This is a genomic window from Micromonospora sp. S-DT3-3-22 (genome assembly GCF_015354745.1).
GTDB lineage: Bacteria > Actinomycetota > Actinomycetes > Mycobacteriales > Micromonosporaceae > Micromonospora > Micromonospora wenchangensis.
This window is the reverse complement of the sequence record NZ_JACGMO010000001.1, coordinates 1-13,669: the sequence shown is the minus strand read 5'-3', so window position 1 is coordinate 13,669 and position 13,669 is coordinate 1. Positions and strand designations below refer to the sequence as shown.

Genomic DNA, 13,669 nt, shown 5'->3' with positions numbered 1-13,669 from the left:
GTGTTCGCCAATGTTCGTTCTCGGTGGATCTATGTTGGCATTCCCGAACAGCCCCTCCCCCACCACCACTGACGGCCCTCGGGCGCAGCGCACCTCTTCATCCGCAGGAGGCACCATGTCCCGTCCCCGCACCGAAGCCGAGTATCTCGCCCGGCTCGTACCGTCCTCCGTCGCCGGCATCGGACGACGTTCCCTGCTCACCGGGGTCGGCGCGGGCGCGCTGCTCGGCACCGGGCTGCTCGCCGGCTGCGGCTCCGACTCCGACTCGGGCAGCGACAGCAAGGAGGTGTCGGTCGGCTCCAACCAGTCCGACCCGCAGCCCAAGGGGGTCATCGCCAAGGTGATGGACGGGTTCAAGACCTCGTCCGGCATCACCACCAAGATCAACACGGTGGACCACAACACCTACCAGGAGAACATCAACAACTACCTCCAGGGCAAGCCGGACGACGTGTTCATGTGGTTCGCCGGCTACCGGATGCGCTTCTTCGCCGCCAAGGGACTGGCCGGCGACATCAGCGACCTGTGGGGCAAGCTCTCCGGCTACTCCGACGCGTTCAAGAAGGCGTCCACCGGGGACGACGGCAAGCAGTACTTCGTACCGTCGTCGTACTACCCGTGGGCGGTCTTCTACCGCAAGTCGGTCTGGAAGCAGTACGGCTACCAGGTGCCGACCACGCTCGACCAGCTCACCACCCTCAGCGCGCAGATGAAGAAGGACGGGCTCACCCCGATCGCGTTCGCCGACAAGGACGGCTGGCCGGCGATGGGCACCTTCGACATCCTCAACCTGCGGATCAACGGCTACCAGTTCCACATCGACCTGATGGCGGGCAAGGAGGCGTGGACCTCCGACAAGGTCAAGAAGGTCTTCGACACCTGGGCCGGGCTGCTCCCGCTGCACCAGCCGGACAGCCTGGGCCGCACCTGGCAGGAGGCCGCCCAGTCGTTGCAGCAGAAGAAGAGCGGCATGTACCTGCTCGGCCTCTTCGTCGCCCAGCAGTTCGGCAACGACGAGCAGGACGACATCGACTTCTTCACCTTCCCCGAGATCGACCCGGCCATCGGGGCCAAGGCCCTGGACGCGCCGATCGACGGCTACATGCTGGCCCGCAAGCCGAAGGCCGAGGCCAACGCCAAGAAGCTGCTGGAGTTCGTCGGCTCCAAGGAGGCCGCCGACATCACGGTGAAGAACGACCCGACCACGCTGGTCGCCAACAGCGGCGCGGACACCAGCGGCTACACGGCCCTACAGAAGAAGGCCGCCGAACTGGTCGGCTCGGCCACCGAGATCGCCCAGTTCCTCGACCGGGACACCCGGCCGGACTTCGCCTCCACCGTGATCATCCCGGCGCTCCAGCAGTTCATCAAGAACCCCAAGGACATCGACGGGCTGGTCAACAGCATCGAGAACCAGAAGAAGTCGATCTTCACCAGCTGACGGCGAGAGGGGGAGGACCGTCGTGTCCGACCTGCCCCTGATCCAGGCGGATCACGCCGTGCCGTCGCCGGCCACGACCACCACCTCCCCGGGTGGTCGCGGCCGGCGGCTACGGCTCCTGTCCCGCACCGACCGCGTGGTGATCACGCTGATGGTGCTCGTACCGCTGTTGCTGGTGGTCGCCCTGGTCTGGCTGCCCGCACTGGCCACCGTGGCACTCTCCGGCACCGACTGGGACGGCATCGGCCCGCTCGGCGAGATCGACTGGGTCGGCGGCCGGAACTACTCCGACGTGGTCAACATCTACCCGCCGTTCGTGCCGGCGTTGCAGAACAACCTGCTCTGGCTGGCCGCGCTGTTCGTGGTCGCCACCCCGTTCGGGATGTTCCTCGCCGTGCTGCTCGACAAGGAGATCCGGGGCAGCCGGTTCTACCAGACCGCGCTCTACCTGCCCGTGGTGCTCTCGCTGGCGCTGATCGGCTTCGTCTGGCAGCTCATCTACTCACGCGACCAGGGGTTGCTCAACGCCGTCCTGGGCGGCCAGACCGACTGGTACGGCGACCCGGACGTCAACATCTGGGCGGTGCTGGTGGCGGCCGGGTGGCGGCACGTCGGCTACATCATGCTGCTCTACCTGGCCGGGCTCAAGGGCGTCGACCCGTCGCTGCGGGAGGCCGCCTCGGTCGACGGCGCGTCGGAGACCAGCACCTTCTTCCGGGTGATCTTCCCGGTGCTGCGGCCCATCAACATCATCGTGCTGGTGGTGACCGTGATCGAGTCGCTGCGCGCGTTCGACCTGGTCTGGGTGATCAACAAGGGACGCAACGGGTTGGAGCTGATCTCCGCCCTGGTGACCCAGAACGTCGTCGGCGAGGCCAGCCGGATCGGCTTCGGCTCCGCCCTGGCGACGATCATGCTGGCGGTCTCGCTGGTCTTCATCACCATCTACCTGGCCGTCGTCATGAGGGAGGACCGGCGATGAGCGCGTCGACCGTGACCCGACCGCCGGCGTCGACGCCGACGGCCAAGCCGGCACCGCGCCGCCGGCCGCTGCGCCCCGCCCGGGTGGTGCTGCACCTGTTCCTCGGCGCGGTCGCGGTCGGTTGGCTGTTCCCGATCCTCTGGGCGGTGCTGACCTCGCTGCGCTCGTACGCCTACACCGCCGCCAACGGGTACGTCTCGTTCGGCGGGTGGACGTTCGACAACTACGTCACCGCCTGGCAGACCGCCGAATTCGGCAAGCACTTCCTCAACTCGGTCTACATCACCGTCCCGGCGGTGCTGCTGACCCTGTTCCTCGCCTCGTGCGTGGCGTTCGTGATCGCCCGGTTCAGCTGGAAGCTCAACATCGTCCTGCTCGGGCTGTTCACCGCCGCCAACCTGCTGCCCCAGCAGTCGCTGCTGATCCCGCTGTTCCGGATCTTCACCGAGGTGCCGCTGCCCGAGTTCATGAGCGACTCGGAGCTGCTCTACGACAGCTACTGGGGGCTGATCCTGGTCAACGTGGCCTTCCAGTGCGGCTTCTGCGTCTTCGTGCTCAGCAACTACATGAAGGCGCTGCCCCGCGACCTCTACGAGGCGGCCATGGTGGACGGGGCGAGCATCTGGCGGCAGTACTGGCAGGTGACCATGCCGCTGTGCCGGCCGGCGCTGGCGGCCCTGGCCACCCTGGAGGTGACCTGGATCTACAACGAGTTCTTCTGGGCCACCGTGCTGATGCGCACCGGCGACAAGTTCCCGGTCACCAGCTCGCTGAACAACCTGCGCGGCGAGTTCTTCACCGACAACAACCTGGTGTCGGCCGGCTCGGTGCTGGTCGCCATCCCCACCCTGGTGATCTTCTTCCTGTTGCAGAAGCAGTTCGTCAAGGGCCTGACCCTGGGAGCGTCCAAGGGCTGAGGTCACCGCACCCGCCCACCCACACATGCGCGCGGGAGCGGTATTCCTGACAGGCATGAACATGACCCACAGGCATACCGCTCTCGCGCGGTACTGACGCCCGGCGACCTCACCCACGGTGACGGACGCCGACGCGCCCGCACCGGAGATGAGCGCCATGACCGATCCGACCGTGATCCACCTGCGCCGGGGCCACACCAGCCTGGTGCTCGACGCCCGCGGCCCGGGGCTGCCCCGGATCGTGCACTGGGGCACCGACCTCGGCCCGGTGCCCGCCGACGACCTGCCGGCCCTGCTCGACGCCACCGTGCCGCCGGTGGTGCCGAGCAGCTTCGACGCGCCGACCGTGCTGTCCCTGCTGCCCGAGGCGAGCGCCGGCTGGAGCGGCCGGCCCGGACTCGCCGGTCACCGCGCCGGCCGGGACTGGTCCACCGCCTTCCGGCCCGACAGCCTCGATGTCGACGACCCGGACGGCGCGGCGCGGGTGACCGTGCGGGCGACGGACCCGGGCGTGGGGTTGACCCTGACCGTCGAGATCACCCTCGACCCGGTCGGGGTGCTGACCGTGCGGCACCGGCTGCGCAACGACGCCGACCACCCCTACGAGGTACGCGAGCTGACGCCGGTGCTGCCGGTGCCGGCGGTCGCCACCGAACTGCTCGACCTGACCGGGCGGTGGTGCCGCGAACGCGCGCCGCAGCGGCACCCGTGGCAGCACGGCGCGTGGGTGCGCGAGGGCCGGCACGGCCGCACCGGGCACGACGCCACCCTGCTGCTAGTCGCCGGCACCGCCGGGTTCGGCTTCGGCCACGGCGAGGTGTGGGCGGTGCACACCGCGTGGAGCGGCGACCACGTGACCGTCGCCGAACGCCGCCCCACCGGCGAATCCACCCTGGGCGGCGGGGAACTGCTCGCCCCCGGGGAGATCGTCCTCGGCACCGGCGAGGAGTACACCACCCCGCTGCTCTACGCGGTGCACTCCACCGCCGGGCTGGACGGGCTCAGCGACCTGCTGCACACCCACCTGCGGGCCCGGCCGGGCCACCCCCGCACGCCGCGCCCGGTCACCCTCAACGTGTGGGAGGCCGTCTACTTCGACCACGACCTGGACCGGCTGCGCACCCTCGCCGACCGGGCCGCCGAGGTGGGCGTGGAACGGTTCGTCCTCGACGACGGCTGGTTCACCGGCCGCCGGCACGACCGGGCGGGCCTGGGCGACTGGCAGGTCGACGCCGACGTCTGGCCGGCCGGCCTGGGACCGCTCGTCGACCACGTGCGCGGGCACGGCATGCAGTTCGGGCTCTGGGTCGAGCCGGAGATGGTCAACCCCGACTCCGACCTGTTCCGCGCCCACCCCGACTGGGTACTCAGCGCGCCCGGCCGGCTGCCCCTGCCGTGGCGGCACCAGCAGGTGCTGGACCTGGCCAACCCGGCGGCGTACGCCCACCTGCTCGACCGGCTCGACTCGCTGCTGACCGGGCACCCCGGGATCAGCTACCTCAAGTGGGACCACAACCGGGACCTCACCGAGGCGGGGCACGCCGGCCGGCCCGGGGTGCACGCGCAGACCGTGGCGGCCTACCGGCTCCTCGACGAGCTGCGCGCCCGGCACCCGCACCTGGAGATCGAGAGTTGCTCGTCCGGCGGGGCCCGGGTCGACCTGGAGATCCTGCGCCACACCGACCGGGTCTGGGCCAGCGACACCAACGACGCCCTGGAACGGCTGTCCATCCAACGCTGGACCGGCCTGCTGCTGCCCCCGGAGCTGATCGGCACGCACATCGGCCCCGGGCGCTCGCACACCACCGGCCGGGTGCACACCCTGGGCTTCCGGGCGGTCACCGCGCTCTTCGGCCACCACGGCATCGAATGGGACATCGTCGCGATCGACCCCGCCGAGCGGGCCGAGCTGACCGCCTGGGTGGCCCTGCACAAGCGGCTCCGGCCGCTGCTGCACAGCGGGCGGGTGGTGCGGTTCGACCACCCGGACCCGGCCGTGCAGGCGCACGGTGTCGTCGCCCACGACCGCTCCCGCGCCGTGTACGCGGTGTCCCGGCTGGCCACCTCCGTCACGCAGACCCCCGGCCCGGTCCGCCTGCCCGGCCTCGACCCGGCCCGCCGGTACGCCGTCCGCCCCGCCGAGGGGGTGCCGGAGCCGGAGACCATGCAGATCACCGGACCGGGCTGGCTGCCCGCCGTGACGCTACCCGGCTCGGTGCTGGCCACGGTGGGCCTGCACCTGCCGGCCCTGAACCCGGAGCAGGCGCTGCTCCTGGAGGTCGACGCCGTCGACTGACCGGCCGGCCCCGGGGGTGATCGACTCAACGGGGGCGATGTTGCGGTATCCCCAGCGGTCGATACCGCAACATCGCCCCCGATGCGGGGAGCACACGGGTGGTGGCCGGGCCCCGGAGGGCCCGGCCACCGGTGGGGCGGGGATGGTCAGCTCGCGGTGCAGGTCACCGTGGGAGCCGGGTTGCTGCCGGTCCAGCTGCCGATGAAGCCGAAGGCGGTGCTGGCGCCGGCGCCGAGCCGGCCGTTGTAGTCGACGTTGCGGGCGGTCACCGTGCTGCCGCTGCTGCTCAGCGTCGCGTTCCAGGACTGGCTGACGGTCTGGCCGTTGGCGAAGGTCCACTTCGTCGTCCAGCCGTTGATCGCCGCGCTGCCGGCGGTCACCTTCACCTCACCCTGGAAGCCGCCCTGCCACGAACCGATGACCGTGTACGTCGCGGTGCAGCCACCGGTCGCCGGCGGGGTCGTCGTCGGCGGGGTGGTGGGAGGCGTGGTGGGCTGGGTGGTCGGGGGCGTCGTGGGCGGGGTCGTCGGCGGCGTGGTGGGGGTGGTGCCGGAGTAGACCGACGCCTCCTTCGCCGTCGCCTTGATGCCGTTGGCCCCGTTGAAGATCCGCTGGCCCCAGGTGGTCAGGGCGGCCGGGTTGAAGTTGGTGGTCATGTCGAGGTACTCCACGCCGCCGCCGTTGCCGCTCCACGACCAGCCCAGGTAGCCGATCCCGTTGGCCTGCGTGTACGACAGGATGGTGTCCTCGTCGGGGTTGCCGTCGGAGTGGTCGAAGCCGAACTCACCCACCACGATGGGCAGCTTGGCGGTACGGAACCGGCCCAGGTAGTCGCTGATCTCGGCGGCGGTGTCGAAGACGCCGTACATGTGGATGGAGAAGACCGTGTTCTTCTGCGGGTCGGCGGCGAACACCCCGGCCGCGTTGTCGCGCATGGTGAACGACCAGTCCTGACCCCAGTTCGGGGCGTCCACCATGATCGTGTGGGTGATGCCGCCGGCCCGCAGCCGCTTGATCGCGTTGGCGTTGTCGGTGGCCCAGGTGCCGTAGCCCTGGTTGCCGTACGGCTCGTTGCCGATGTTGACGATGACGTACCGCTCCTGGCCCTGCAGGGCGCTGGCGATGCTCAGCCAGTAGTCGACCGCCCGGTCCAGGGTGATCGCTCCGGCCTGCTCGCCGTACCCGGTGGTGTCGTGCACCTCCAGCACGCAGATCAGCTTGTTGGCCTTGCACAGCGAGATGACGTTGCTGACGTCGGCGGCGGTGTTCTTGGTCCAGCGGTCACCGCTGGCCAGCACCACCCGGACGGTGTTCGCACCGAGCGCCTTGATGTTGGCGAAGGAGGTGGTCTGCTGCGGGTACCAGGTGTGGGCGTGGTTGACACCCCGCATGATGAACTCGTTGCCGTTGGCGTCGTAGAGCTTGCCACCGGAGACCGTGAAACCGGCCGCGGCCTGGGCCGGCTGGCCGAAGGCGAACACGGCGGCGAGGACGGTGAGCAGGGCGACGCCGGCGACGGAAAGTCGCTTCTTCATGGGTTTCCTCAGGAAGGGTCGACCCCGTTGCCCTGGCGGGGTGGCGATGCTGGTGACGGTGGCGCTCGGCTGTAGCCCGACAGCCGCCGCCTGACTCCCTGGCCGCGTGCGGACCAGCGTAGGCCCACCGGGTCGGGAAGGCAACCGGTTAAGTAGCCTGCCTGTCTCCGCCGACCCTGTGGCGGCCCACGCCGACCGTGAGCCGCCACAGGGGGCGGTCATCCCCACCACAGGATGTGACACCACCAGCCTGAACCGGTTAAGCCGGACCTTAGACGGCCCTCCCGTCACCGTCAAGAGGGACCCGGCCGCCCATCCGAGGTTGACCGGCACCGGCCAGGGGTATCCGGTGACGATCGTCGCCCGGAAGGAGAAACCAGGATGGTCCGCGTCGGCTACACCCTGATGTGCGAACAGACCGGCCCGAAAAAGTTGGTCGACCACGCGGTACGGGCGGAGGCGGCCGGCTTCGACCAGCTGGTCATGTCCGACCACTACTATCCGTGGCTCGACGCGCAGGGGCACTCCCCGTACGCCTGGTCGGTGCTCGGCGCGGTCGCCCACGCCACCAGCCGGGCCGAGCTGATGTCCTTCGTGACCTGCCCGATCCGCCGGTACCACCCGGCAGTGGTGGCGCAGAAGGCCAGCACCATCGGGGTGCTCTCCGACGGGCGGTTCACCCTCGGCCTCGGCGCCGGGGAGAACCTCAACGAACACGTGGTCGGCGGGTGGCCGCACGTGCAGCAGCGGCACGAGATGTTCTCCGAGGCGCTCCAGATCATCCGTCCGCTGCTCAACGGTGAAACGCTGACCTTCTCCGGCAACCACTTCGACGTCCCCGACGCCTATGTCTGGGACCGGCCGGAACACCCCGTACCGATGGCCGTCGCCGCGTCCGGGCCGTCGTCGGCCACCCTCGCCGCCGAGTACGCCGACGGCATCGTCGCCACCGAACCCGACTCCCGGATCATCCAGCTCTACGACGACGCGGGCGGCGCCGGGCAGCCCCGCTACGGCCAGGTGGCCATCTGCTACGGCCCCGACGAGGCCGAGTGCCGCAAGATCGTGCACGACCAGTTCCGCTGGTTCGGCAGCGGCTGGAAGGTCAACGCCGACCTGCCCGACCCGGAGGCCTTCGCCGCCGCCACCCAGTTCGTCCGGGAGGAGGACGTCGCCGAGGGCATCCCCTGCGGCCCCGACGTCGAACGGCACGTCGAGGCGTTCCGCGCCTTCGTCGACGCCGGCTTCACACACGTGGCGATCGTGCAGGTCGGCGGGGACAGCCAGCCGATGTTCCTGGACTGGGCGCAGGAGCAGCTACTGCCCCGGCTCCGCGAGCTGTGACCGCCGTGGCGGGTCGGGTGCGGGTCGTACCCCGCCCCGACCCGCTCCGACCCGGACGCGTTGCGGCGGGCGCTCGCCGCGCCCCGTCCGACGGCCGGCCTGGATCGGGGCCCCTGCTCCACCTGCGCGCCGCACCGGGCCCGGAGCCCACGGCCGGGATCGGCAGCCCGAGCCAGCATCTCCCGGACCAGGGTCTCGTCGTCGTGGATCATCGGTTCACCGGCGCGGTGGGCGTCGCCCCCGGTGAGCAGGTAGGCGGTGCGGCGCAGCTTCGGTGTCGCCGCCGTCACGAAGTCGACGTACTCCTGCCGTCGCGTCGCGCGCATCGACCACTCCCCGTCCCGGACGCCGGCACTGTCACCGTAGTGATGGCGGCGGGGCCGGAGAGGGTTGCACGGGTTCCCGGGTGGGCCGGTCAGGCCGGGTCGAGATCCAGGTCGGCGACGACCGGGTAGTGGTCGGAGGCGTACTCGGTGTCGCCGCCACGTACCACCTGGAAGTCCCGCAGCCGGGCGGCGAGCGCCCGGGTGCCGAGCAGGTAGTCCAGCCGCATGCCGGAGAACTCGACGCCGCCGCCGTGCCGGGTCGGCGCGGTCAGCCCGGCCCCGGCCGACCCGCCGGCGTCGGCCGGGTCGGCGGTACGGGTCCAGAGGTCGACCAGGCCGGCGGCGAGCAGCCGGGCCACCGCCCGGGTGTCCACGGTCCGCCCGTCGCGGCGCAGGTGCCGCCGCCGGTACGCCGCCGGCAGCCGGGCCACCCGGTCGGTGTGGTCGGTGCCCGGGTCGAGGGTGTTCAGGTCACCGGCGAGCAGCGCCAACTCCCCCGGTGCGCGGCGCACTGCCCCGGCGAGCCAGCCGGCCTCGATCCGCCGCCGCAGCCCGGTGTACGGGTCGAGGTGGGCGCTGAACACGGTCAGCGGCCCGGCGGTGGTAGCCAGCTCGACCCGCTGCGCCGCGTGGTGCAACGGCCGACGGACCGGCCCGGCGTGACGGGTCCGCCACGGCGGGCGGACCAGCACCGCCACCGGCTGACCGAAACAGCTGCGGGCCAGGTACGGGCGCATCCCCACCCGGTCGGCGAACCCGGCCAGCACCCCCGGCCGGTCGAAGCCGCGCAGCTCCTGCACGGCCAGCACGTCGGGGGCCTGCGCGGTGACGACCCGGCACACCAGGTCCCGCCGATCCGGGCCGGTACGGTCCCGGCCGCCGGTCCTGATGTTCCAGGTCATCATCCGCAGCACGGTCGACGGCTCACCCGGGGCGGCCGGCCTTGGCCAGCTCGTCGTCCAGCTCGTCGACCTGCTCCGACTCGATCTCGGGCCGGTTGCCCTCGTAGACGTCGGCGTTGGGCCGGATCACCCAGTAGAGCAGGCCGATCCACAGGCCGCTGAGGATCAGCGCGCCCATGAAGTCCGTCGGGTGGTGCATGCCCCGGTACATCCGGGAGGTCGCCACCCCGACCGGCATGATCACGGCCAGCGCCACGAAGAGCCACCGCCACCAGCGGTCGGTGCGGACGAACACGATGATCGCGATGACCAGCCAGAGGCAGGTGGTCGCGGCGATGTGCCCGGACGGGAAGGACGAGGTGGGCATCTGCCCGTCCAGGTTCTCCACCGCCGGACGGGGCCGGTCCACCACCCGGGCCGAGGCGAGGAACAGGCTCAGCTCGCCGAAGAGGGCCAGCACCACGAAGAGCACCGGCCGCCACCGCTTCCAGATGGCCAGCACCAGCGGGCAGAAGACCAGCGAGACGATCAGGATGGCGTGGGTGTCGCCGAACTTGCTCCACCACCAGCTCAGCTCGGTGAGGAAGTCGGTGTGCCGGTCGGCGAACCAGCGCGGCAAGTCGGTGTCCAGGGTCTCGAAGACGGTGCCCTTGGCGTGGTAGCTGACGTAGGTGCCGAAGCCGTACAGGGCACCGAAGACGATCACCCAGCCGACCAGCAGTTCGGCGACGGCGGAGCGGGGGTGCTCCAGCACGTGCTCCTCGGCGGGGGCGGGGGTGATCTTGTCGCCGGCCTCCGGCTCCAGCCCCTCGGTCAGCGGCGGCACCGGCCGGCCCCGCTCGCGCCGCCACAGCCGGAAGGCGTACGCGGTGACGCCCAGCCAGGCCGCGCCGAGCAGCCAGCCGCCGATCACGTCGGAGACGAAGTGCACGCCGAGCGCGATCCGGGTCAACCCGATCAACGCCACCAGCACGGCGGCGACGGTGATCGCCGGCTTGCGCCAGCGGGGCGACATGGCGGGCAGGAAGACCAGCAGCAGCGCCCCGTACGCGACGAACGAGCCGAGCGCGTGCCCGCTGGGGAAGCTGTTGCCGGGGGCGCTGGCGACCGGCACGTCGACCACCGGGCGGAGCCGGCCGACCAGGGCCTTGAGCGACGGGTCGAGGATCAGCCCGCCCACGCCGGTGACGATCAGGTAGACCGCCAGCCGGGACTGGCGACGGATCAGCAGGGTGACCACGGCGATGGTGACCAGCCAGATCAGCACCGGCCGCCCGCCCAGGTCGGTGACCGCCTGGAGCACGGTGACCAGCGCGTGGTGCGGGGCGACGAGCCCGTTGAACCACTCGGCCGCCTCGTGGTCGGCGTGGTACATGGGGCTCCACTTGAACCGGACGAGCATCAGCAGCAGCCCGAAGGCCACCCCCGCGCCGGCCACGGCCAGCAGGCCGACGACGCTCCGTTCGGCGAAATGGCCGAGCGGCCGTCGGGCCGTTGACTCCTTGACCGCGGTCACCCCGCACCTCCCTGCGTCGACGTGGCGAGGCGCGCTGTACCCGATTCCGCCGCCGCGTACACGCCCGTCCGGTGTGGCGGGGTCAGAGAGCGGTCATGTCACCGGTGTCGAGCAGTTCCCCCCGCTCGGCGTCGGGCTCCCACAGGTCGGGTTGGGCGGGCTCCGGGGCCCCGATCCGCATCGCCTCCAACTGGGCGGCGAAGGACAGCCCGCCGAACAGCGCCATGCCGGTGAGGTTCGCCCACAGCAGCAGCGCCATCATCCCGGTCAACGCCCCGTACGTCTGGCCGAACCCGCCGCCGAACTTGACGTACGCGGCGAGCAGCAGGCTGGCCAGCCACCACAGGGCGGTGGCGATGCCGGCGCCGAAGAAGAGCCAGGACAGGCCGGGCTGCTTGCGCCGGGGCGCGTGCCGGAAGATCACCGCCACCGCGACGACGGTCAGCACGAGGCTCAGCGGCCAGCGCACCACCCCCCAGAGGCCGGCGGCGAGATCACCCCACTCGTAGTGGCGCTGCACCGACTCGCCCATCGCCCCGCCGCCGACCAGGATCAGGAACCCGGCCAGCGCGGGCAGGCCGGCGACCACGGCCAGCACCGCCGCCCGCAGGTACTTCCACAGCGCGGGACGGTCCCGTTCCACGCCGTAGATCCGGTTGGCGCCGCGTTCGATCTGGGCCATCGTGGTGGTCAACGCGACCAGGCCGGTGATCAGGCCGAGGGTCAGCGCCAGTTCGCCGGTGCTCTCGGTGCGGTCGCTCTCGCCGAGCAGGTCCTGCACCACCTGTTCGCTCTGCCCGGGGGTCAGTGCCAGCACGGTGTCGGCGACCACCCGGCCGCCCTCCTCGACGCCGAGGTCGCTGATCAGGCCGGTGAGGGCGATCAGGAACGGTACGACGGCGAGGCAGAGTTGCAGGGCGAAGGCCCGGGAGTGGCTGAACCCGTCGCCGTAGCGGAACCGGATGAACGCGTCCCGCATGAGTTGCCAGCCGCCGTGGCGGCGCAGCGTACGCCAGGCGTCGTCGGCGGAGAGTTCGTCCGACGCCATCAACCGCGTCTCGGGGACGAGTCTCGTGCTACTCACGGCGGGCTTCCTCGACCAGCTTCTCGCCCCGCCGCGCCGCCGCGTCGGCGTCGTACGCCAGGTCGGGGTCGCGGGCCGGACGCGGCACGCAGAGCCACAGCGACTCGGGTCTGATCTCGGCGGTCAGGGTCCGCCCCGGGGCGATCAGGTCGCCGTCGAGCTGCCGGGGCTGGGCCCGGTTGCTGGTGATGACGACCTTGCGGGCCCGCTGGACCTCCATCTGCGGGACGCTGCCCTGCCGGCGGACCAGGGCCCAGCCCATGGTGAGCCAGTGCCGCAGCGTACGCGGGGTGAGCACGGCGACGTCGAGCCAGCCGTCGTCGGGCTCGGCCTCGGTGAGCAGGCGCACCCCACCCTGGAGCCGCCCGACGTTGGCGATCAGCACGGAGCGGGCCCGGCGACGCATCGGCGGCCGGTCGTCGATGCGGATGGTGACCCGCATCGGCCGGTCCCGCAGGTGTTTCGCGGCCCCCACCACGTACGCGGGCCAGCCGATCCGGGCCTTGGTGGTCTCGGAGGTGTCCGCCAGCATCTGCGCGTCGAAGCCCATCCCGGCCATCACCGCGAAGCACCGGTCGTCGACGACGCCGACGTCGAGCCGGCGTCGTCCGCGCTCGACGGCCACCTGGAGGCCGGCGGCGAGGTCGTTGGAGAGCCCGAGGTTGGCGGCGAGCAGGTTGCCGGTGCCCTGCGGCAGCACGGCGAGTTCCACGTCGGTGCCGGCGAGCGCGGTGACGCAGGCCATCACCGTGCCGTCGCCGCCGCAGGCGAAGACCAGTTCGGCACCGGCGGCGACGGCCTGCTCGGTCTGGCCCCGGCCGGGGTCCTCGGCGGTGGTCTCGTACCAGGTGGGGGCGGGCCAGCCGGCGGCGGCGAGGGCCTCGTCCACGGTCGCGCGGAACTCGTCGAGATCGGCCACCTTCGTCGGGTTGACCACCACCGCCGAGCGCGGGGGGCGGTCACCGCCGGTCACCGTACGCTTCTGCTCGTCCACGGCGTCAGTGTGCAGCACCCCGGCCCGGTCAGCGACCCGGCGACGACCGACGTTGCGTTGACCGCAAACAGGTTTGAGCCGGGCCGGGGGTGGGTGGGCCGGTCAGGCCGCCGTCCGCAGTGCCGACTCGACCCGTCGGCGCAGGTCGTCGAGGTCCGCGCCGGCCTCGGTGAGCACCGTCGCGCCCAGGCCGCCGCCCTCGCGGAGCACGCCGAGCAGGAGGTGTTCGGTGCCGATGTGCCGGTGGCGCAGCCGCAGCGCCTCGCGCAGCGCCAACTCCAGTGCGGTGCGGGAGCGCGGGGAGAGCGGCCCGCCGAGCGGCCGGCGCAGCC

Annotated in this window: 11 protein-coding genes; 5 read left to right on the top strand and 6 right to left on the bottom strand. The window is 71.5% G+C overall.

The features are described 5' to 3' along the window. Positions 1-115 precede the first annotated feature (115 nt). From H1A17_RS00055 to H1A17_RS00040, 4 genes are all read left to right on the top strand, one after another. Positions 116-1,441 carry an ABC transporter substrate-binding protein gene (locus H1A17_RS00055; RefSeq protein ID WP_145918600.1) on the top strand — a complete coding sequence of 442 codons (1,326 nt, stop codon included), beginning with the start codon at positions 116-118 and terminating at the stop codon, positions 1,439-1,441. A 22-nt stretch (positions 1,442-1,463) separates the two neighbouring features. Beyond that, the gene (locus H1A17_RS00050) at positions 1,464-2,423 is read left to right on the top strand and encodes a carbohydrate ABC transporter permease (protein WP_145918599.1); all 960 of its coding nucleotides are present in this window, start codon (positions 1,464-1,466) and stop codon (positions 2,421-2,423) included. Further along, entirely contained in the window at positions 2,420-3,340 is a 921-nt protein-coding gene (locus H1A17_RS00045) for a carbohydrate ABC transporter permease (RefSeq protein WP_088642203.1), read from the top strand. The genes H1A17_RS00050 and H1A17_RS00045 overlap by 4 nt, the downstream gene beginning before the upstream one ends. Before the next feature lie 157 nt (positions 3,341-3,497). Further along, positions 3,498-5,636, top strand: a complete 2,139-nt coding sequence (locus tag H1A17_RS00040) for an alpha-galactosidase (RefSeq protein WP_228542643.1) — start codon at positions 3,498-3,500, stop codon at positions 5,634-5,636. Positions 5,637-5,782: 146 nt separating this feature from the next. Here H1A17_RS00040 and H1A17_RS00035 read toward each other — a convergent pair whose 3' ends face one another. Then, entirely contained in the window at positions 5,783-7,171 is a 1,389-nt protein-coding gene (locus H1A17_RS00035; protein WP_194820683.1) for a cellulase family glycosylhydrolase, read from the bottom strand. Between the two features lie 381 nt (positions 7,172-7,552). Between H1A17_RS00035 and H1A17_RS00030 the strand changes: the two genes are divergently transcribed. After that, the gene (locus tag H1A17_RS00030; RefSeq protein ID WP_145918596.1) at positions 7,553-8,515 is read left to right on the top strand and encodes a TIGR03557 family F420-dependent LLM class oxidoreductase; all 963 of its coding nucleotides are present in this window, start codon (positions 7,553-7,555) and stop codon (positions 8,513-8,515) included. Positions 8,516-8,930: 415 nt separating this feature from the next. Here the strand turns inward: H1A17_RS00030 and H1A17_RS00025 are convergent, their stop codons facing one another. From H1A17_RS00025 to H1A17_RS00005, 5 genes are all read right to left on the bottom strand, one after another. Continuing rightward, positions 8,931-9,755, bottom strand: a complete 825-nt coding sequence (locus tag H1A17_RS00025; protein ID WP_194820682.1) for an endonuclease/exonuclease/phosphatase family protein — start codon at positions 9,753-9,755, stop codon at positions 8,931-8,933. A gap of 10 nt (positions 9,756-9,765) precedes the next feature. Beyond that, a complete protein-coding gene (locus H1A17_RS00020; RefSeq protein WP_194820681.1) occupies positions 9,766-11,259 on the bottom strand; it encodes a phosphatase PAP2 family protein in 1,494 nt (497 codons plus the stop codon). 82 nt (positions 11,260-11,341) lie between these two features. Next, positions 11,342-12,343, bottom strand: a complete 1,002-nt coding sequence (locus H1A17_RS00015; protein WP_145918593.1) for a YihY/virulence factor BrkB family protein — start codon at positions 12,341-12,343, stop codon at positions 11,342-11,344. Next, complete coding sequence (locus tag H1A17_RS00010; protein WP_145918592.1) at positions 12,336-13,337, bottom strand: diacylglycerol kinase family protein; 1,002 nt, start codon at positions 13,335-13,337, stop codon at positions 12,336-12,338. The genes H1A17_RS00015 and H1A17_RS00010 overlap by 8 nt, the downstream gene beginning before the upstream one ends. A gap of 102 nt (positions 13,338-13,439) precedes the next feature. Then, positions 13,440-13,669, bottom strand: a 230-nt coding sequence (locus H1A17_RS00005; protein ID WP_194820680.1) for a Clp protease N-terminal domain-containing protein, incomplete at its 5' end; no start/stop codon positions are given.